This window comes from Pararhizobium mangrovi (assembly GCF_006516965.1).
Taxonomy (GTDB): domain Bacteria; phylum Pseudomonadota; class Alphaproteobacteria; order Rhizobiales; family Rhizobiaceae; genus Pararhizobium_B; species Pararhizobium_B mangrovi.
In genome coordinates this window covers 46,156-64,400 of record NZ_VHLH01000028.1, presented here as the reverse complement: position 1 = coordinate 64,400, position 18,245 = coordinate 46,156, and the positions used below count along the sequence as shown (strand labels likewise).

Sequence of the window (18,245 nt, the reverse complement as noted above, 5' to 3'; positions counted from 1 at the left end):
GGCACCGTCCCCATGGCGGGATAAACGACACCGTGCCCATCAGCCGCCTCGGTCTCGATCAGGACAACCTGTTGAGGCTCCACATCTAGCCTTTCCCCAGCCGGACTGGTCCATTCCGGTGTTGCGGACGATGCGCGAAAACAGAAAGCCGGAGCACTACCGCTCGAACTCGTGCGGGCCCCTGGCGCCGCTTTCGCCGGGTGAGGGATCGGCGATATGCTGCGCATAGCCGGAATCCTCCAGCATCTCGCGGTCCTGCTTGGAAAGCTTGCCGCCCTTGAAGATCGCCTCGAAGGCACGCAGGCGTTTGTAGATCGACAACAGGTCGACGATCGTCGTCCACGAATTGACGAGGAACTGGAAGGAGGAACTCACTTCGCCGAAGGCGGTGAGGATCTGCTGCCAGATGCCGAGCGTGATCTTGCCGGCGACGATCGTCGGGATGAGGATCAGGTTGGCGTAGATGTTGTCCGCCTGGATGTAGAGGCCACGGGCGACGTTGAAATACATGTAGTGGAAGTAGAGCCGGAAATAGTTGTGGCGCACGTTCGAGAAGAGATCGCGAACGGTCGGCGGCTGCGCGCGCGCGGCGTCGTCCTCGCCATAGACGAGTTCCTTGCGGTAGGCAGCTTCCACGCGCTGGTTCTTGAACTCCAGCCCCGGCAGCTTGATGCCGACGATGGCGAGCAGCGCCGTTCCGAACGCCGCCCAGAAGACGAGCGCGGTGAAGAGCGGCTCGGGGATATGCCCGACGAGCGGCAGTTCGGTGACGTATTGCGACAGGTTCCACAACACCGGCAGGAAGGCGATCAGCGTCATCACCGAGGAGACGATCGAGGTGCCGAGCCCTTCGGTGATGTTGGCGAAGCGCATCGTGTCTTCCTGCACGCGCTGCGAGGCACCCTCGATGGTGCGTACGCGCTGCCAGCGGGACATGTAGTAGTCGTTCATCGCCGTACGCCAGCGGAACACGTAGTGGCTGACGAAGAAGCGCGTGACGACGAAGATCAGCATCGCCACCATGGCGATCTCGAAGAAGATCAGGATCAGCGAATAGAGATCGCCTGCCGTGACGTTGCCCTTCCCGCTCAATGCGTTCTGGAAGGTATCGAAGAAGGGCCGGCGCCAGTTGTTGATGGCGACGGAGACCTGCACGTCGAAATAGGTCGTGAACAGGATGAAGGCGGAACCGAGGATCGACCATCGCTGCCATGGATGCGGCGAAAAGACGAACCAGAAGGCGGCAAACAGCGCCGTCCACACCGCAAAGACGATGTAGAACCAGATGAAGCTCGGCGAATAGAAATAATCGAGGCCGACGATCGGCTTGTCGACGCTGCCGATCGGAATGCCGATGGCGCGGGCGATGGAATCGCCGACCGTGTACCACATGGCGACGCCGATCGCCGTCCATACGAGGACGGAGGTGAAGAAGACCTTCGGCCTTGGAAAAAAGGATTCGAACACGTGGCGGAGCTCCTGACCGCGTCGGCTGTCGCAGGGAAGGAAAGACGTCTGGAACAAGGCGGATCGTACCCGAACGCATCTGGCTCGGCGAGCGGATCCCGGCCCAAGCCTTGGCTGCCGGGGCGCACGAATGCAAGTTACGTTTTCGAAACTCGCCGTGGCGGGCCCGGCGGCAACGGCTTCGCGCCCGGCCGTTCAACCCTGCGAAAGCGTACGCTGGACGGCCGACCGCCAGCCCTTGATCGCACGGGTGCGCGCACCGGCTTCCATCGCCGGCTCGAAACGCCGTTCGCGCGACCAGCCGGCGGCGAAGGCCACGCGATCGGGCCATACGCCCGCGCGGTGGCCGGCGAGCCATGCGGCGCCGAGCGCCGTCGTCTCCAGGATCTCCGGCCGGTCGACCGGCGCGTCGAGCAGATCGGCAAGCCGCTGCATCGTCCAGTCGGAGGCGACCATGCCGCCGTCGACCCGAAGCACCGTTCCGGCATCGCCGGCCCGCCAGTCCCGGCGCATGGCCTCGAGCAGGTCGTGGGTCTGGTAGCAGACCGATTCCAGTGCCGCACGGGCGAACTCGGCCGGCCCGGTGCCGCGCGTCAGGCCGAACATCGCCCCGCGCGCCTCGGCATCCCAATGCGGTGCGCCGAGGCCGGTGAAGGCCGGCACGAGATAGACGTCCTGGCCCGGATCGGCGCGTTCGGCGAGCGGCCCGGTCTGCGCGGCGTTCTCGACGAGGCCGAGGCCGTCGCGCAGCCACTGCACGGCGGCACCCGCGACGAAGATCGATCCTTCGAGTGCGTAGGTCGTCTCGCCGTCCAGGCGGTAGGCGATGGTGGTGAGCAACCGGTTCCTCGAGCGCACCATCTCTTCGCCGGTGTTGAGAAGCGCGAAGCAGCCCGTGCCGTAGGTCGACTTGAACATGCCGGGCTCGAAGCAGGCCTGGCCGATCGTCGCGGCATGCTGGTCGCCAGCCACGCCGAGGATCGGGATTTCGGCGCCGAGCAGATCGCGCTCGCTCGTGCCGAAATCGGCCGCGCAGTCCTTTACCTCGGGCAGCATCGCCTCCGGCACGCGCAGGATGTCGAGCAAGTCCTCGTCCCACCGGTTCTCGCCGATGTCGTACATCAGCGTGCGCGAGGCGTTCGTCGCGTCGGTGACGAAGGAGCGCCCGCCCGTCAGCTTCCAGATTAGCCACGTATCGATCGTGCCGAAGCACAGTTCGCCCCTGGCCGCACGCGTGCGCGCACCCTTCACGTTGGCAAGCAGCCAGGAAAGCTTGGTGCCGGAAAAATAGGGATCGAGAATGAGCCCGGTCTTCTTCGTGAAGGTCTTTTCGTGCCCCTGCCTGCGAAGCTTGGCGCAGTAGTGCGACGTACGCCGGTCCTGCCAGACGATCGCGGGATGGATCGGCTCGCCGGTCGCCCGGTCCCAGACGACGACCGTCTCGCGCTGGTTGGTGATGCCGAGCGCGGCGATGTCGCCGGGTGCAAGGCCCGCCTTTCCGATCGCCTCGCGGCAGGTCGCGATCACCGTCTCGAAGATCTGGTCGGCGTCGTGCTCCACCCATCCAGAACGGGGATAGGACTGGGAGAATTCCACCTGCCCCAGCCCGGCAATACGGCAATTCCCATCGAACACGATCGCGCGCGTCGACGTCGTTCCCTGATCGATCGCCAGAACGTGGCCGCCCATGCTCGCTCCTCCCGATGTTCGGCAATGGTGCAAGCGGCGTAACCGTCCGCCGCGCCCTCGTCAAATGGCGGCACATCATGCGCAGCGCGCAAAAATCACCTTGGAACGTATGCTTTCGCGATGCACAATCGGCACGACAGCCATCAGGGAGCGCGTCATGGAAAAGACGGTCGTCATCACCGGTTCCACCAGCGGCATCGGTCTCGGCCTGGCGGAAGGCTTCGCCAAGGCCGACTACAACGTCCTCATCAACGGCTTCGGCGACACCGACGCCATCGAGAAAGAGCGCAAGCGCCTCGAAGGCCTCGGCGAGGGCAGGGTCGTCTACCACGACGCCGACATGACCAAGCCCGACGAGATCGCCGACATGATCGCCACCGCCGAGAAAGCTTTCGGCGGGATCGACGTGCTGATCAACAATGCCGGCATCCAGCACGTGGAAAAGATCGAGTCCTTCCCGATCGAGAAGTGGGACGCGATCATCGCCATCAACCTGTCGTCGAGCTTCCACACGATCCGCGCGGCGATGCCCGGCATGAAGAAGGCCGGCCACGGGCGCATCATCAACATCGCCTCGGCGCACGGCCTCGTCGCCTCGCCCTTCAAGGTGGCCTACGTCGCGGCGAAGCACGGCATTCTCGGCCTGACGAAGACGGTGGCGCTCGAGGTCGCGCAACAGGGGATCACGGTCAACGCCATCTGCCCCGGCTACGTGCTGACGCCGCTCGTCGAAAAGCAGATCCCGGACACCGCCCGCGAGCGCAACATGACGGAGGAGGAGGTCAAGCGCGACGTCATCCTCGCCGCCCAGCCCTCCAAGCAGTTCATCGAGGTCGAGGACATCGCCGCCTACGCGCTGTTCCTGGCAAGCGACGCCGCCAAGGGCACGACCGGCGCGGCGGTGACGATGGACGGCGGCTGGACCGCCGGATGATCGAACGGGCGAGCCGGAGCGAACCCGCCGGGGACGCCGGCGGCAAGGCGACGAAGAAGACCGTCAATTTGGCGCTCCAGGGCGGCGGCGCGCACGGCGCGTTCACCTGGGGCGTGCTCGACGCGATCCTCGAAGACGGCCGGCTGGAATTCGAGGGCATCTCCGGAACGTCGGCCGGTGCGATGAACGCGACGGTGCTTGCCTACGGGCTCGAAACCGGCGGCCGCGAGGGCGCGCGGCAGGCACTGGCCGCGCTATGGGACGACATCTCGGCGGCCGGCGGCCCGTTCTCCCCGCTTTCCGAAACGCCGTGGGAAGCGTTCTTCTCCCCACCGGTGACGGGCAGCCAGTTGGCCTTTTCCTTCTTCGATACGCTGACGCGCACCTTCTCGCCCTACGAACTGAACCCGCTCGACATCAATCCGCTGCGCGACCTCCTCGCCCGGCACGTCGATTTCGAAGCACTCGCCGAAAGCCGGAAATCGAAGCTCTTCCTCGGTGCCACGAACGTGCGTACCGGCCGCGTGAAGGTCTTCGAGACGCGCCACGTCACGCTCGACGCGGTGATGGCGTCGGCGTGCCTGCCCTTCCTGTTCAAGGCCGTCGAGATCGACGGCGAATATTACTGGGACGGCGGCTACATGGGCAATCCGGTGCTCTTCCCGTTCTTCTACAAGTGCGACAGTCGCGACGTACTCATCCTTCACGTCAATCCGCTGGAACGCGACGCGGTGCCGACGAGCGCCACGGAAATCATGAACCGCATCAACGAAATCTCCTTCAACGGCTCGCTGCTCAAGGAGCTGCGCGCCATCGACTTCGTCGACAAGCTGATCGATCAGGGCTGGCTGAAGGACGAGTTCAAGGACCGCCTTAAGCGCATCCACGTGCACTCCGTGCGCTCCGACAAGGCGCTGTCCGACCTTTCCGCCGCCAGCAAGTTCAACGTCGACCACCGCTTCCTCGCCGATCTTTTCGAGCGCGGGCGCGAGACGGGCAAGGCGTGGCTCGCCCACAACTTCGCCTCGATCGGCGAACGCTCCTCCGTCAGCCTCAAGCACGAATATCTGGACGACGGGTTCGGCGGGCGGGGATAGACGGCCTGTCGAAAGGAAGCTTTGCGTCACGCCGACCAGCGCGCTAGATTCCGATTTTACCGTTGGATCAAAGTTGTCATGCCCGTCTTCTCACGTCATTCGATCCGCTTCCTGCTGAACGACACACTCGTCGAGACGAGCGCGGTTGGGCCGGGCACGACGCTGCTCGACTTCTTGCGCATCGACAAACGCCTGACGGGCTCGAAGGAAGGATGCGCGGAAGGCGATTGCGGGGCGTGCACGGTGCTGGTCGGCCGACTCGTCGACGGCGAAGTCGCCTATGAGAGCGTGAACGCCTGCATCCGCTTCGTCGCCTCGCTGGACGCCACGCATGTCGTCACGATCGAGCATCTGTCGGCGCCGGACGGGCCGCTGCACCCCGTGCAGCAGGCGATGGTGGACGAGCACAGCTCGCAATGCGGCTTCTGCACGCCGGGCTTCGTCATGTCGCTCTACCAGCTGTGGCTCACGAACCCGAAGCCGGACGACTACGCGCTCGAAAAGGCGCTGCAAGGCAATCTCTGCCGCTGCACGGGCTATGCCCCGATCATCCGTGCGGGTGCCGCGATGGGCCGAACGCCGCCGGAGGCCGCGACGGACCGGCTGACGGCGATGCGCGAGCGGGCGAAGGCGGAACTCGAACGCCTTGCCGACGGGGCGCGTGTCGATGTCGAGTACGAGGGCGGGCGCTCGATCGTGCCCGACGATCTCGACGATCTCGCCGCGGTGCTCGAAGAGAACCCGGACGCCACCATCGTCTCGGGTGCGACGGACGTCGGCCTTTGGGTGACGAAGGATCTGCGCGACATCTCGCCGGCGGTCTTCGTGCGCCACCTTCCGGAAATGCACCGCATCGAGGAGACGGACGAGGGCGTTCGGCTTTTCGGCTGCGTGACCTATACGGAAGCGTTTTCTGTGCTTTCGAAGCGCTACGACGGGTTCCAGCGGCTGCTCGAACGCTTCGGCGGCGAGCAGATCCGCAACATGGGGACGATCGGCGGCAACATCGCCAACGGCTCGCCGATCGGCGATTCCCCGCCGACGCTCATCGCACTCGACGCGGAACTGACGCTGCGCAAGGGCGCCGAGCGGCGCACCATCCCGCTCGAAGACTTCTTCATCGACTACGGCAACCAGGACCGTGCGCCGGGCGAATTCGTCGAAAGCGTTTTCGTGCCGGCCTTGCGCGCCGACCAGCGCTTCGCCGTCTACAAGATCTCCAAGCGGCGCGAGGAAGACATCTCCGCGCTCTGCGGCGCCTTTAACGTGACGCTCGACGATGCCGGCACCATCACCGCCGCGCGCATCGCCTTCGGCGGCATGGCCGCGACGCCGAAGCGGGCGAAGGCTGTCGAGGCTGCACTGATCGGCAAGCCGCTCGATCTCGACACGGCCGAGGCGGCACGCGAGGCCTTCGAGACCGATTACCAGCCTCTGTCGGACTGGCGAGCGAGCGCGGACTACCGCCTGCTCGCGGCGAAGAACCTTCTGACACGCTTCGTCATGGAAAAGACCGGCGACGAAGCCGTGCAGATCGTGCGCCACCGTCCGGCGCTGGAGGAAGCGTGATGGACAAGCGCAACGACGATCTTCCGCTGAAGGAAGCGATCGAAGGCGGCACGCACACGCCACGGCAACACGATTCCGCGCACAAGCACGTTGCCGGCACGGCCGATTACACCGACGACATGATGGAGCCGATCGGCACGCTGCACGCCTGCCTCGGGCTTTCGACCATCGCCTGCGGGCGCATCCTTTCCGTCGATCTCGATCCGGTCCGCACCGCCCCCGGCGTCGTCGGCGTGCTGACGGCCGACGACGTGCCCGGCCTCAACGACGTCTCGCCGACGGGCAAGGGCGACGAGCCGATCTTCCCGCGCGATCGCGTCGACTTCCACGGTCAGCCACTTTTCGCCGTCGTCGCCGAAACGCGCGGCGCAGCGCGCAAGGCGGCGAAGCTCGCGAAAATCGACTACGCCGAGGAAACGCCCGTCATCGACGTGCTCGACGCCGGCGAGGATCCGCGTCTCGTCACCGACGGCATGACGCTCTCGCGCGGCGATTCCGAGGCCGCGATCGAGGGCGCGGCCAACCGGCTTTCCGGTACGATGCGGATCGGTGGACAGGACCATTTCTACCTCGAAGGGCAGATCGCCTTTGCGATCCCGGGCGAAGATCGCGACATGACCGTCTGGTCCTCGACCCAGCACCCGAGCGAGGTGCAGCACATGGTCGCCCAGGCGCTCGACGTGCCCTCGAACGCCGTCACCATCCAGGTGCGGCGCATGGGCGGCGCCTTCGGCGGCAAGGAGACTCAAGGGAATCTCTTCGCCGTCGTCACCGCGATCGCCGCGCGCCGCTTCCGCCGTGCCGTCAAGATCCGGCCCGACCGCGACGACGACATGATCGCCACCGGCAAGCGCCACGATTTCCTTTGCGACTACGAAGTCGGCTTCGACGAGACCGGCCGGATCGAGGGCGTCGACTTCACCTATGTGGCCCGCTGCGGCTACTCCGCAGACCTCTCCGGCCCGGTCACCGACCGCGCGCTCTTCCACTGCGACAACGCCTATTACTATCCGGCGGTGACGGCCGTCTCCGCACCGCTCTTCACCAACACCGTCTCGAACACGGCATTCCGCGGCTTCGGCGGGCCGCAGGGGCTCGTCGGCGGCGAGCGCGTGATCGAGGAGATCGCCTACGCGCTCGGCAAGGACACGCTGGAGGTGCGCCGCGCCAATTTCTACGGCGAGACCGGCTCGGGCCGCGACGTCACACCCTACTACCAGACCGTCGAGGACAACATTCTCGACCGCATTACCGACGAGCTGGAAGCGTCCTCGGACTATCAGGCCCGCCGCGCGGAAATCGTTGAATTCAACCGGACGAGCCGGGTCATCAAGCGGGGCATCGCGCTGACGCCGGTGAAGTTCGGCATTTCCTTCACCGCCACGCACTTCAACCAGGCGGGCGCCCTTGTCCATGTCTATACGGACGGTTCGGTGCACCTGAACCACGGCGGCACGGAGATGGGCCAGGGGCTCAACACCAAGGTCGCGCAGGTCGTCGCCGAGACCTTCCAGATCGACCTCGATCACGTGAAGATCACCGCGACGACGACCGGCAAGGTGCCGAACACATCGGCGACGGCCGCCTCCTCCGGCGCGGACCTGAACGGCATGGCAGCGCAGGCCGCAGCCGAGACGATCCGTCAGCGCCTGATGGATTTCGCGTCCGATTTCTACGAGGTGCCGGAGCACCAGATCGAGTTCCTGCCGAACGTCGTGCGCATCGGCAACCAGCGCGTCGCCTTCGCCGAACTCGTGCAGGAGGCCTATGTCGCGCGCGTGCAACTCTCGGCGACCGGCTTCTACAAGACACCGAAGATCCACTGGGACCGCGACGCCGGCAAGGGCCGACCGTTCTTCTACTTCGCCTATGGCGCATCGTGCTCGGAAGTCGCGATCGACACGCTGACCGGCGAATATCATGTCGAGCGCACCGACATCCTGCACGATTGCGGCCATTCGCTGAACCCGGCCCTCGACCGCGGCCAGATCGAGGGCGGCTTCGTGCAGGGCATGGGCTGGTTGACGACCGAGGAACTGTGGTGGGACGACAAGGGCCGGCTGCGCACGCACGCGCCCTCGACCTACAAGATCCCGCTCGCCTCCGACCGACCGAAGATCTTCAACGTCACGCTCGCCGACTGGTCGAAGAACCGCGAAGCGACGGTGCGCCGCTCGAAGGCCGTCGGCGAACCGCCCTTCATGCTCGCCGTCTCCGTCTTCGAAGCGATCTCGCACGCCGTCGCCTCCGTCGCGGACTACCGCGAATGCCCGCGCCTCGATGCACCGGCAACGCCCGAGCGCGTGCTGATGGCGGTGGAGCGGCTGAAGGCTTCGGCTCGCGAGACGACCGAAAATGAGGCGAGCCATGTCCAATCCTGAGTCGTTCACCGCGCGTGGTCGCTTGAACGCGCGGCGCGCCGCCGCATGAGCCGAGCGCGGTTTCGGCTCGAACGGTTCGCAGCGGAACATGAGCCGCTGGCTAGAATCACCGTCGCGCGTGCCCGAGGATCGACACCCCGGGAAACCGGCGCATGGATGCTCGTCGGCCACGACGCGACCTTCGGCACGATCGGCGGTGGCCGGCTGGAATTCCTCGCGATCGATCATGCCCGTCAGTTGCTGACCGGTGGAGCGGCGCCCGCGATGGCAATCCCGCTCGGCCCCGAACTCGGCCAGTGCTGCGGCGGCAACGTCGACCTAGCCTTCGAGACGATGGACGCCGACGCGCTGGAGCGGCTCGGCAAAACGGTCGTGGAGGAAGAGGCGGCACAGCCGCAGGTAATCGTCTTCGGCGCGGGCCATGTCGGCCGTGCTTTGGCGCACGCCTTTTCAGCCTTGCCCGTGCGCCTCGTCGTCGTCGAAACACGCGCGGATGCGCTAACCGACCTCCCGGAAAGCGTCGAAGCCCACTGCACCGCCATGCCAGAAACGCACGTCGAAGCCGCGCCCGCCGGTTCGGCCTTCATCGTGCTCACCCACGACCACGCGCTCGATTTCCTGCTTGTAGCCGCCGCGCTGAAACGCCGCGATGCGGCCTATGTCGGCATGATCGGCTCGGCGACGAAGCGCGCCACCTTCGAACGCTGGCACGCGCGCGAGGCTGACGGCACCACGGAGGAACGCGCAAACCTCGTCTGCCCCATCGGCGGTGCCGAGGTGCACGACAAGCGTCCGGAAGTCATCGCGGCACTCGTCGCCGCCGAGGTCTTGCGCACAATCCTTTAGCATGGTGAAACATCGTGCAACGCGTCCGCTTCCCGGCCCCGTTGCGTGAACGAGACGGGGATCGAGCCATGGATGATTACGCCATCGCGTCCGAATGGGCGATGTTCGCCGTGCGCTGGCTGCACATCATCACCGCCATCGCCTGGATCGGCTCGTCCTTCTATTTCATCGCGCTCGATCTTGGCCTCGTAAAGCGTAACGGCCTGCCGCACGGCGTTACCGGCGAGGAATGGCAGGTCCACGGCGGCGGCTTCTATCATATCCAGAAATACATGATCGCGCCCAACGCGATGCCGGAGCACCTGACCTGGTTCAAATGGGAGGCCTACTCCACCTGGCTTTCCGGCTTCGCGCTGCTCTGCCTGCTTTATTACGGCCATGCGAGCCTCTTCCTGATCGACCAAGCCGTGCTTAACGTCTCGGCACCGGTCGCAATCCTCATTTCGCTCGCCTCGCTTCTGATCGGCTGGCTGATCTACGATTTCCTCTGCAAGTCGCCGATCGGCAAGAGCACGACCGGGCTGATGCTCGTGCTCTACGTCATGCTCGTCGCTATGGCCTGGGGCTACACGCAAGTCTTCACCGGCCGCGCGGCGCTTCTTCATCTTGGCGCCTTCATCGCGACGATCATGGTGGCGAACGTCTTCCGCATCATCATCCCGAACCAGAAGATCGTTGTCGCCGACCTCAAGGCAGGCCGCACGCCGGCGGCGAAGCTCGGGCTCGAGGCCAAGCAGCGCTCGCTGCACAACAACTACCTGACGCTGCCCGTCATCTTCCTGATGCTTTCGAACCACGAGCCGCTGGCCTTCGCCACGCGCTACAACTGGATCATCGCGTCGCTCGTCTTCCTGATGGGCGTGACGATCCGGCACTGGTTCAATTCCACCCATGCGAGGAAGGGCCGGCCGACCTGGACCTGGCTCGCGACGCTCATCATCTTTATCGTCATCGCCTGGCTCTCCACCTCGCCGAACCTTTCCGGCGACGAAGAGAGGCAGGATGCGAGCGTCGCGCCGGCCTTCGAGAAGTTCGCGCGGGATCCGCACTTCGAGAAGGTTGCCGAGACCGTGAAGACGCGCTGTTCCATGTGCCACGCGAACGAACCGGTCTGGCAGGGCATCCATCGCGCGCCGAAGGGCGTGCATCTGGAAACCGACGCCGAGATCGCCAAGCACGCGAGCCAGATCTACATTCAGGCCGGCCGCAGCCACGCCATGCCGCCGGCGAACCTTACCCACGTAACACCGGAAGAGCGCCGCCTCTTCGTCGCCTGGTACGACAGCGCGACCGGCAGGAACTGAGCCGATGCCTTCGACCCTTCTGCACGGCCGGTTCCTGACCTTCAACGATCGCCCCGAAGCGATCGACGATACGGCAAGCTATCGCTACGAGAACGATGGCGGCATCTGGGTCGAGGACGGCCTGATTCGCCAGGCCGGCACCTGGGACGCGGTCCGCGCCGCCGCCCCTTCCGACGCGATCGAGATCGATCACCGGCCGCACCTCATCATGCCCGGCTTCGTCGATCCGCACATTCACTTCCCGCAAATGCAGGTGATCGGCTCCTACGCCGCGAACCTTCTTGAATGGCTGAACACCTACACCTTCGTCGAGGAGCAGCGCTTCGCCGATCCCGACCATGCCGCCCGCGTCGCGACGCACTTCTTCGACGAACTGATCCGCCACGGCACAACGACGGCCGCCGCCTATTGCTCCGTGCACAAGGCTTCCGCGGACGCATTCTTCGCCGAAGCGACGCTCCGGAACCTGCGCATGGTCGCCGGCAAGGTCATGATGGACCGCAACGCGCCCGGCCCGCTCACCGACACGCCGCAGGCCGCCTACGACGACACGAAGGCCGTCATCGCCGACTGGCACGGCACCGGCCGAAACCACGTCGCGATCACGCCACGCTTCGCCATCACCTCGTCGCCCGCAGAACTTGAACTGGCGGGTGCGCTCACCGCGGAGCATCCCGAGCTTCACGTCCAGACGCACCTTGCGGAAAACCACGGCGAGATCGCCTTCACGCGCGAACTCTACCCGGAAGCGATCGACTATACGGACGTCTACGCCCGCTCTGGCCTGCTGGGTCCGAAGAGCCTCCTCGGCCACTGCATCCACCTTTCCGATCGCGAAGCCGGCGTGCTCGCCGAAAGCGGCTCGGTCGCCGTCTTCTGCCCGACGTCCAACCTATTCCTCGGCTCCGGCCTTTTCGACAACGCCAGGCTCGCCGGCCACGGTGTGCGCACGGCGATCGCCACCGATGTCGGCGGCGGCACGAACTATTCGATGCTTCGTACGCTCGACGAAGGCTACAAGGTGCTGCAGCTGCAGGGTCAACGCATGACCCCACTCGACGCGTTCTACCGCATTACCCTCGGCAACGCCCGGGCACTTTCGCTCGCCGAGCATATCGGCACGCTGGAGCCCGGCAGCGACGCCGACCTCGTCGTCCTCGATGCGAGCGCAATGCCGGCGATGGCGATCAAGGCGGAACGGGTCGAGACGCTGGTGGAAGAGCTGTTCCTCCTGCAGACGCTCGGTGACGACCGTGCGATTGCGGAGGTCTATGTCGCGGGCGAAGCGGTGAAGTCGGGATTGTAAAATTATAGACTTGAGGCTATATTTTGTGGACTGTTCTTTTCGATCCTGAATTCGACGTCGAGTTCGAAATGCTATCCGAGCCAGTCCAGAACGGTCTTTACTCACGCCTCCATCTACTGGCTCACGAGGGGCCGGACCTCGGCAGGCCGTATGTCGATACGCTGAAGGGTTCCTCGTTCGCCAACATGAAAGAAATGCGTTTTGATGCCGATGGCGGCGTTTGGAGACTGGCATTTGCCTTTGATCCCGACAGGAAGGCAATCCTCCTCGTAGCTGGCGATAAAGGTGGCAAGGACCAGAAGAGGTTCTACAAGCGCTTCATTCGCAAGGCCGACCAGCGTTTTGCCAACCATCTCGCCGCGCTCGGAGAGGATGAATGAAAATCACGCTTGAAGAAAAGCTAGCTGCACTGCCGGCTGAGCGACGCAAACGCATCGAAGCGGAAAGCGAACGCATCCGGCAGGCCTATCTGACACTGAAGGAATTGCGAAAGGCGCGGACGATGACGCAGGCGCGCCTCGCCGAAGAACTGCACGTCAACCAGGTAAGCATCGCGAAGCTGGAGAAGCGCAGCGACCTCCTGCTATCGACCCTTCGCGGATATGTCGAAGGCCTCGGTGGCGAGCTCGATCTGGTCGTCCGCTTTCCCGGTCATCCAGACTTGCATCTGAACGGCATCGGTGAGACCGAACCGTCAGGTTGACCGTCAACTGCCCCGATAGGTCGTGTAGCCGTAAGGCGAGAGCAACAGCGGCACGTGATAATGCGCGGCCGGATCCGCGATCGCGAAGCGGATGGGCACGACGTCGAGGAACGCCGGTTCGGTGACCGGTGCACCGCTTGCGCGCAGGTAGTCGCCGGCGTGGAAGGCCAGTTCGTAGGTGCCGACCGTAAAGGCGTCCCCCTGCAGGATCGGCGCGCCGGCGCGACCGTCGGCGTTCGTCGTGACGCTTGTCAGTTTTTCGCAATTGTCGCCGTCCAGCCGTGCGAGATCGATCACCAGACCAGCGGCCGGCCGGCCGGTCGCGGTATCGAGGACGTGGGTGGTCAGGAAGCCGCCTTCGGCCATCTCGCTCTCCTTCGACACGCGCTACGGCGTCGGCTTGTCGATCACGTAAGGGACGTCATAGGTTCTCTCGACAAGGTTGTCGCCTAGCCCTTCCCGGTCGGCCACGAGAAAATCGCTCGTCTCGTCCAGTGCCATCAGCGGATGGTGCCAGACGCCGCGTGCCACCTGCACGCCCTGCTCGGCACTCGCAAGGAACGCGCGCGGCGCACCCGGCGCACCTTCTTCGTCCGGCGCGACGACGACGAGCCATCGCCGGCCGGAAAGCGGCCAGAAGGCCTGGCTGCCGAGCGGATGGCGCTCCATCATCGTCACCGCATAGGGAAACGCGCGCGCCCGGCCGCGAAAGACGCTGAGGATCGTGCGCCCGCCTTCGGCCTCGACATCGGTCGTCGCCAGCGCGTGGAAGCGTTCGGTGGTTCCTTCGTTGATCAGGCGACGTTCCGCTCCATCGAGCATCATCACCGTGCCGAAGGGGGCGAACGCTTCGGCAGTCAGCCACTCTACCGTCACCGGTTCGCCGCCGGCCGGCAGCACCGCGGCGAGCCGCAGCCATGCGATTCGCTCGACCTCGCCGCACGCCGTCGCGAACTCCGTTTCGGTATCGTTCCCGATCCGCGTCTCGAACGCTCCGAGGATTCCGCCCTTCGTGCGGCCCTTCACGGCGATGATGAAGGGAAAGCCGAAACGCTCGGTATAGGCGGTATTCAGCTCGGTGAAGCGGCGATGCTCGTCGTGCGTCAGGCGGTCGAGGCCGGCGGACGCCTGTTCGGCGCGCGAATCGTCCGTCAGTTCGGCGGCGGCGAGCTTGCCGGCGAGGTCCGGATGAGCTCGCAGCACGCCGAGGCGCCGCTCGGCCGGTGCGTCGCGGAAGGCGGCGACCAGAGCCGCGTGCACGCGATCCGCGGTCCAGGGCTCGGGCAAGCCGCCGGCCATCTCGGCACGTTCGGCAATCCAGGGCGAATGTTCGAAGACGCCGCCGAACCGTTCGACGAAAGCGCTTCGCCCGCTCATACCGCCACCTTCGGTGGATGGGTGACCTGCCAGTGCCGCGCGATGTCGATGCGCCGCGCGATCCAGACTTTCTCATGGCTCGCGACGTAATCAAGGAAGCGTCCGAGCGCCGCCGCACGTCCCGGCCGCCCGACGAGCCGGCAATGCAGGCCGACCGAAAGCATTTTTGCCTGCCCCGCTTCGCCTTCGGCGTAGAGCGTGTCGAAACTGTCCTTGAGGTAAGCGAAGAACTGGTCGCCCGAATTGAACCCCTGCGGTGTGGCGAATCGCATGTCGTTGGCGTCGAGCGTGTAGGGCACGATCAGGAACGGTCCCTGTGGTCCCTCGACCCAGTAGGGCAGCTCGTCGGCGTAGGAATCGGCGGAATAGACGAACCCGCCCTCCTCAATCACGAGCTTCAGCGTGTTGTCCGAAGGCTTGCCCTGATAGATGCCGAGCGGACGCTCGCCGGTCGCCTCTGTGTGCAGGCGCACGCATTCGGCGATGTGACGGCGCTCGTCTTCCTCGGAAAAGTCCTTGTATTCCAGCCACCGCAGGCCGTGGCTGGCGATCTCCCAATCCGCTTCCTTCATGGCCGCCACGGCTTCCGGATTGCGCGCCAGCGCCAGCGCCACGCCGTAGACGGTGACCGGCATGCCGCGTTCGGTGAAGAGCCGCCACAACCGCCAGAAGCCGACACGGGACCCGTATTCGTAGAGCGATTCGATGTTGAGGTTGCGCTGACCGGGCCAGGCTTGAGCGCCGACGATTTCCGAAAGCAGCGATTCCGATGCTGCGTCGCCTTCGAGGATCGAGCTTTCGCCGCCTTCCTCGTAGTTGACGACGAACTGGACGGCGATGCGTGCGCCACCGGGCCAGCGTGGATCGGGTGGCGTGCGGCCATAGCCGACGAGATCGCGGGGCGTGTCGATGGATATCATGCTGCTTCCGTCGGCCATTCGTTTCGCGGCGACGGTAGCATCGCGGATTCAAATGTCGAGGCCAGCTCGCCTTACACGACGTTCGAAACGGTGCTGCGCGCGATCGCCTTGCGAATGACACCCACGAGCGCCTCCGCCGCGTCATGCGGATCGCCCGAATTGTCGATGACGAACGCTTCGCCGACGGCCTCGAACGATGCCGCATCGGCGCGTCCGAGCCGCGCGAGGATCGCCGCCTCGCTCTCCCGCCCGCGCGCCGCGAGACGGCCGGCGAGGATCTCCGGTCGTGCGGTGACGTGAACCACCATCAGGTTGCGATACCGCGCGACCATCAGCGGCAGGGCGGCGCGCGAGCCGTTGGCGACCGCGACGTTGCCGCGCGCGACGTGACGGTCGAGTGCGACCGGCAGGCCGTAGCTCAGCCCGTGCGCCTGCCAGGCGAGCGCGAATTCTCCGGCCACGCGCCGCGTTTCGAAGGCGGTTGACGAAACGGCTTCGTGGTTCTCGCCATCCGGATCCGGTGGCCTGGTGATCGTGCGGCGCACGAAGAGCACGTCTTCGGCCTTGCCGAAGGCCGGTCGAGCCATCGCCAGAAGCGTGTCCTTGCCGACCCCGCTCGCACCGACGACGGCGACCAGGACGCCGGGGCCGATCGGCGACCCGCTCCCTTCCGTCACGCGCTCGACGAAGCCCGAAACCATCACGCCACGCGCTGCCCCTCGCGCCAGACCGTGCGCACCACCGGCACGTCCTCGTCCGCACGCACGCGCACGAGATCGGCCCGCTGGCCGGGCGCGATGCGACCCCGGTCGGTGAGCCCCACGGCCTTCGCCGGCGCCGAGGTGACCCATGAAACCGCCTGCGGCAGCGAAATGCCGTCCGCGAAGCGGGCGATCTGGAAGACGGCGTAGATGAGGCTGAACGGGATATAGTCGGACGATAGAATATCCAGCAGACCGGCTTCGGCGAGATCGCGCGCGGCGACGTTGCCCGAATGCGATCCGCCGCGCACGAGGTTCGGCGCGCCCATCATCACGCCCATGCCGGCCTCGTGCGCCGTGCGGGCCGCCTCGATCGTCGTCGGGAATTCGGCGATGCGCACACCGTAGCCCAGCGATTCGCGCACGTGGTCGGGTGTCGCATCGTCGTGGCTGGCGAGCGTGATCGCGTAGCGCTCGGCCGCCGCGGCGATCGCGGCGCGGTTCGGCTCGGCATTCGCTTCCGATTCGGCGATCCGCTCGGCACAGAAGGCGTCGAACGCCGCCTCGGACTTGCTGGTGCGCGAAAGGTGGAAGGCGCGGAAGGCCTCGAGATCGGTGAACTGTCGCTGCCCGGGCGCATGGTCCATCATCGAGGCGAGCAGAACCTCTTTACGGCCGGCGAGGCGTTCGAAGCCCGGCAGGCAGTCGGCGGTGGAAACCTCGCAGCGCAGGTGGATGAAGTGCTGGGCGCGCAGCCGTCGTGCGGCGTTCGCCTCGCGCACCGCGTCGGCCAGCAGCGTCATGTCTTCGAGGCCCACCTCCGCATGATCCTCCATGCCGACGCGGATCGCATCGAAGACCGTCGTCACGCCGGAAGTCGCAAGCTGCGCGTCGTGGGCGAGCACGGCTGCCGCCGGGTTCCACCGCACGCCGATGCGCGGCGCGAAATGACCTTCCATGTGGTCGGTATGCAGTTCGACGAGGCCGGGCACCAGATGGTCGCCCTGCATATCCTCGGCGTTCGGCAGCGCGCTGTTGGTGGCGATGTCGGCGATCACGCCGTCGACGATGCGCAGCGAGCCGGTGGTCACCTCGCCATCGAGCACGATTCGGGCGTTGGAAAGAATGTTTTCGCGCAGCGAAGACGTCATTGAATCAGGCCGTTTTCCTTACGGCGGCCGCGCCCAGCGGATGCAGCGAATGCACGATGAACGGCGCGCCCGGTGTCGTTTCGACGAAGAGCGCAATGGTGTCGATTGCCATCGGTTCGCGCAAGACCGGTTCGAACACCGCATCGAGCGCGGTGCGGACCGCTTCGCGTTCGGAAGGCTCGACGGCGCCGGTCAGCGTCATGTGGAAGCGGAACGCGTCGAAGACGTGCGGATAGCCCCAGCGATGCAGGTTGGCGAGTTCGGTGCGCGACAGGCGCTCGGGGTTGCGCCGTTCGATCTCTGCATCGGAAAGCGGTGCACGCAGCCCATCGAGATCGCGTACGATCCCGTCGGCGAGCGCGTTCAGTTCGGGTTCGGGCGCGGATGGCACCAGCGCGAAGAACGGGCCGATCTCGGCGATGCGCAGGCCGGCGGGCGCGATCGGCCGGCGACCGGCGCAAAAGGCCATCAGCGCGCGCATCATGTCGCCCTCGCTCACGCCGGCGTCGAGCGCGAACGGTGCCTTGAGCGTGCCATGGAAACCGTAGCGCCGCGGAGCGGCGGTGTAGTGCGCGATGTCGTCCGGCGACAGACCGGCGACCGCAGGCGGTTCCAGCACATTGTCGGTGAAGGCGCTACGGCCGAGCCAGCGCGAGGCGAGCCGCGTCAACGGGTGGTGGGCCGGCGGCGTGAAATAGATCGCATAGCGCATGCGCGATTTTCTCCCATCGAAGACGTCCGGATAAATAATTCGGATGACGGAACAACGACATGATCGACGACGGAGACAATCGATCCCA

The 18,245-nt window shown here is 65.6% G+C and carries 16 protein-coding genes and 2 pseudogenes; 9 read left to right on the top strand and 9 right to left on the bottom strand.

Annotated features, from left to right (window positions below; genetic code table 11):
• Nucleotides 1–156 precede the first annotated feature (156 nt).
• Entirely contained in the window at nt 157–1,467 is a 1,311-nt protein-coding gene (gene sbmA / locus FJU11_RS14340; protein ID WP_141167756.1) for a peptide antibiotic transporter SbmA, read from the bottom strand.
• Nucleotides 1,468–1,662: 195 nt separating this feature from the next.
• The gene (gene glpK / locus FJU11_RS14335) at nt 1,663–3,156 is read right to left on the bottom strand and encodes a glycerol kinase GlpK (protein ID WP_141167755.1); all 1,494 of its coding nucleotides are present in this window, start codon (nt 3,154–3,156) and stop codon (nt 1,663–1,665) included.
• 157 nt (nt 3,157–3,313) lie between these two features.
• On the opposite strand from glpK, the gene FJU11_RS14330 reads away from it, so the two are divergent.
• The 9 genes from FJU11_RS14330 (at nt 3,314) to FJU11_RS14290 (ending at nt 13,296) form a co-directional block, all read left to right on the top strand.
• Complete coding sequence (locus FJU11_RS14330; RefSeq protein WP_141167754.1) at nt 3,314–4,090, top strand: 3-hydroxybutyrate dehydrogenase; 777 nt, start codon at nt 3,314–3,316, stop codon at nt 4,088–4,090.
• Nucleotides 4,087–5,187, top strand: a complete 1,101-nt coding sequence (locus FJU11_RS14325; protein WP_141167753.1) for a patatin-like phospholipase family protein — start codon at nt 4,087–4,089, stop codon at nt 5,185–5,187. Before FJU11_RS14330 ends, FJU11_RS14325 begins: the two co-directional genes overlap by 4 nt.
• A 78-nt stretch (nt 5,188–5,265) precedes the next feature.
• The gene (gene xdhA, locus FJU11_RS14320) at nt 5,266–6,756 is read left to right on the top strand and encodes a xanthine dehydrogenase small subunit (protein WP_141167752.1); all 1,491 of its coding nucleotides are present in this window, start codon (nt 5,266–5,268) and stop codon (nt 6,754–6,756) included.
• Nucleotides 6,756–9,137 carry a xanthine dehydrogenase molybdopterin binding subunit gene (gene xdhB, locus FJU11_RS14315; protein WP_141167751.1) on the top strand — a complete coding sequence of 794 codons (2,382 nt, stop codon included), beginning with the start codon at nt 6,756–6,758 and terminating at the stop codon, nt 9,135–9,137. The genes xdhA and xdhB overlap by 1 nt, the downstream gene beginning before the upstream one ends.
• Nucleotides 9,138–9,182: 45 nt before the next feature.
• Nucleotides 9,183–9,983, top strand: a complete 801-nt coding sequence (gene xdhC, locus FJU11_RS14310) for a xanthine dehydrogenase accessory protein XdhC (protein ID WP_141167750.1) — start codon at nt 9,183–9,185, stop codon at nt 9,981–9,983.
• Nucleotides 9,984–10,051: 68 nt separating this feature from the next.
• The gene (locus FJU11_RS14305; RefSeq protein ID WP_141167749.1) at nt 10,052–11,287 is read left to right on the top strand and encodes a urate hydroxylase PuuD; all 1,236 of its coding nucleotides are present in this window, start codon (nt 10,052–10,054) and stop codon (nt 11,285–11,287) included.
• A gap of 4 nt (nt 11,288–11,291) precedes the next feature.
• A complete protein-coding gene (gene guaD / locus FJU11_RS14300) occupies nt 11,292–12,593 on the top strand; it encodes a guanine deaminase (protein WP_141167748.1) in 1,302 nt (433 codons plus the stop codon).
• Nucleotides 12,594–12,616: 23 nt separating this feature from the next.
• Nucleotides 12,617–12,973 (top strand): type II toxin-antitoxin system RelE/ParE family toxin, encoded by a 357-nt coding sequence (locus FJU11_RS14295; RefSeq protein ID WP_407946726.1) that lies wholly within the window; start codon nt 12,617–12,619, stop codon nt 12,971–12,973.
• Nucleotides 12,970–13,296 carry a helix-turn-helix domain-containing protein gene (locus FJU11_RS14290; RefSeq protein WP_141167747.1) on the top strand — a complete coding sequence of 109 codons (327 nt, stop codon included), beginning with the start codon at nt 12,970–12,972 and terminating at the stop codon, nt 13,294–13,296. Before FJU11_RS14295 ends, FJU11_RS14290 begins: the two co-directional genes overlap by 4 nt.
• Nucleotides 13,297–13,299: 3 nt before the next feature.
• Here the strand turns inward: FJU11_RS14290 and uraH are convergent, their stop codons facing one another.
• From uraH to FJU11_RS14260, 7 genes and pseudogenes are all read right to left on the bottom strand, one after another.
• Nucleotides 13,300–13,662: a hydroxyisourate hydrolase gene (gene uraH / locus FJU11_RS14285; protein ID WP_141167746.1), complete on the bottom strand. Its 363-nt coding sequence runs from the start codon at nt 13,660–13,662 to the stop codon at nt 13,300–13,302.
• 21 nt (nt 13,663–13,683) lie between these two features.
• Nucleotides 13,684–14,196: an ureidoglycolate lyase gene (locus FJU11_RS14280; protein ID WP_268935220.1), complete on the bottom strand. Its 513-nt coding sequence runs from the start codon at nt 14,194–14,196 to the stop codon at nt 13,684–13,686.
• Nucleotides 14,188–14,613 (bottom strand): annotated as a pseudogene (gene uraD / locus FJU11_RS18365) (2-oxo-4-hydroxy-4-carboxy-5-ureidoimidazoline decarboxylase); the annotation flags it as partial. The pseudogene uraD and the gene FJU11_RS14280, both read right to left, overlap by 9 nt.
• Nucleotides 14,589–15,584: pseudogene (gene puuE, locus FJU11_RS14275) on the bottom strand (allantoinase PuuE); the annotation flags it as partial. The pseudogenes puuE and uraD, both read right to left, overlap by 25 nt.
• 80 nt (nt 15,585–15,664) lie before the next feature.
• Complete coding sequence (gene phnN, locus FJU11_RS14270; RefSeq protein WP_141167760.1) at nt 15,665–16,294, bottom strand: phosphonate metabolism protein/1,5-bisphosphokinase (PRPP-forming) PhnN; 630 nt, start codon at nt 16,292–16,294, stop codon at nt 15,665–15,667.
• Nucleotides 16,294–17,445 carry an alpha-D-ribose 1-methylphosphonate 5-triphosphate diphosphatase gene (locus tag FJU11_RS14265; protein WP_141167744.1) on the bottom strand — a complete coding sequence of 384 codons (1,152 nt, stop codon included), beginning with the start codon at nt 17,443–17,445 and terminating at the stop codon, nt 16,294–16,296. Before FJU11_RS14265 ends, phnN begins: the two co-directional genes overlap by 1 nt.
• A 4-nt stretch (nt 17,446–17,449) precedes the next feature.
• Nucleotides 17,450–18,157 carry a DUF1045 domain-containing protein gene (locus FJU11_RS14260; RefSeq protein WP_141167743.1) on the bottom strand — a complete coding sequence of 236 codons (708 nt, stop codon included), beginning with the start codon at nt 18,155–18,157 and terminating at the stop codon, nt 17,450–17,452.
• Nucleotides 18,158–18,245 lie beyond the last annotated feature (88 nt).

What these genes read in the sequence shown, in the direction of transcription:
- glpK (WP_141167755.1), bottom strand. Translation starts at nt 3,156, where the DNA reads ATGGGCGGCCACGTTCTGGCGATCGATCAGGGAACGACGTCGACGCGC.
- FJU11_RS14330 (WP_141167754.1), top strand. Translation starts at nt 3,314, where the DNA reads ATGGAAAAGACGGTCGTCATCACCGGTTCCACCAGCGGCATCGGTCTC.
- FJU11_RS14325 (WP_141167753.1), top strand. Translation starts at nt 4,087, where the DNA reads ATGATCGAACGGGCGAGCCGGAGCGAACCCGCCGGGGACGCCGGCGGC.
- xdhA (WP_141167752.1), top strand. Translation starts at nt 5,266, where the DNA reads ATGCCCGTCTTCTCACGTCATTCGATCCGCTTCCTGCTGAACGACACA.
- xdhB (WP_141167751.1), top strand. Translation starts at nt 6,756, where the DNA reads ATGGACAAGCGCAACGACGATCTTCCGCTGAAGGAAGCGATCGAAGGC.
- xdhC (WP_141167750.1), top strand. Translation starts at nt 9,183, where the DNA reads ATGAGCCGAGCGCGGTTTCGGCTCGAACGGTTCGCAGCGGAACATGAG.
- FJU11_RS14305 (WP_141167749.1), top strand. Translation starts at nt 10,052, where the DNA reads ATGGATGATTACGCCATCGCGTCCGAATGGGCGATGTTCGCCGTGCGC.
- guaD (WP_141167748.1), top strand. Translation starts at nt 11,292, where the DNA reads ATGCCTTCGACCCTTCTGCACGGCCGGTTCCTGACCTTCAACGATCGC.
- FJU11_RS14290 (WP_141167747.1), top strand. Translation starts at nt 12,970, where the DNA reads ATGAAAATCACGCTTGAAGAAAAGCTAGCTGCACTGCCGGCTGAGCGA.
- uraH (WP_141167746.1), bottom strand. Translation starts at nt 13,662, where the DNA reads ATGGCCGAAGGCGGCTTCCTGACCACCCACGTCCTCGATACCGCGACC.
- phnN (WP_141167760.1), bottom strand. Translation starts at nt 16,294, where the DNA reads ATGGTTTCGGGCTTCGTCGAGCGCGTGACGGAAGGGAGCGGGTCGCCG.
- FJU11_RS14265 (WP_141167744.1), bottom strand. Translation starts at nt 17,445, where the DNA reads ATGACGTCTTCGCTGCGCGAAAACATTCTTTCCAACGCCCGAATCGTG.
- FJU11_RS14260 (WP_141167743.1), bottom strand. Translation starts at nt 18,157, where the DNA reads ATGCGCTATGCGATCTATTTCACGCCGCCGGCCCACCACCCGTTGACG.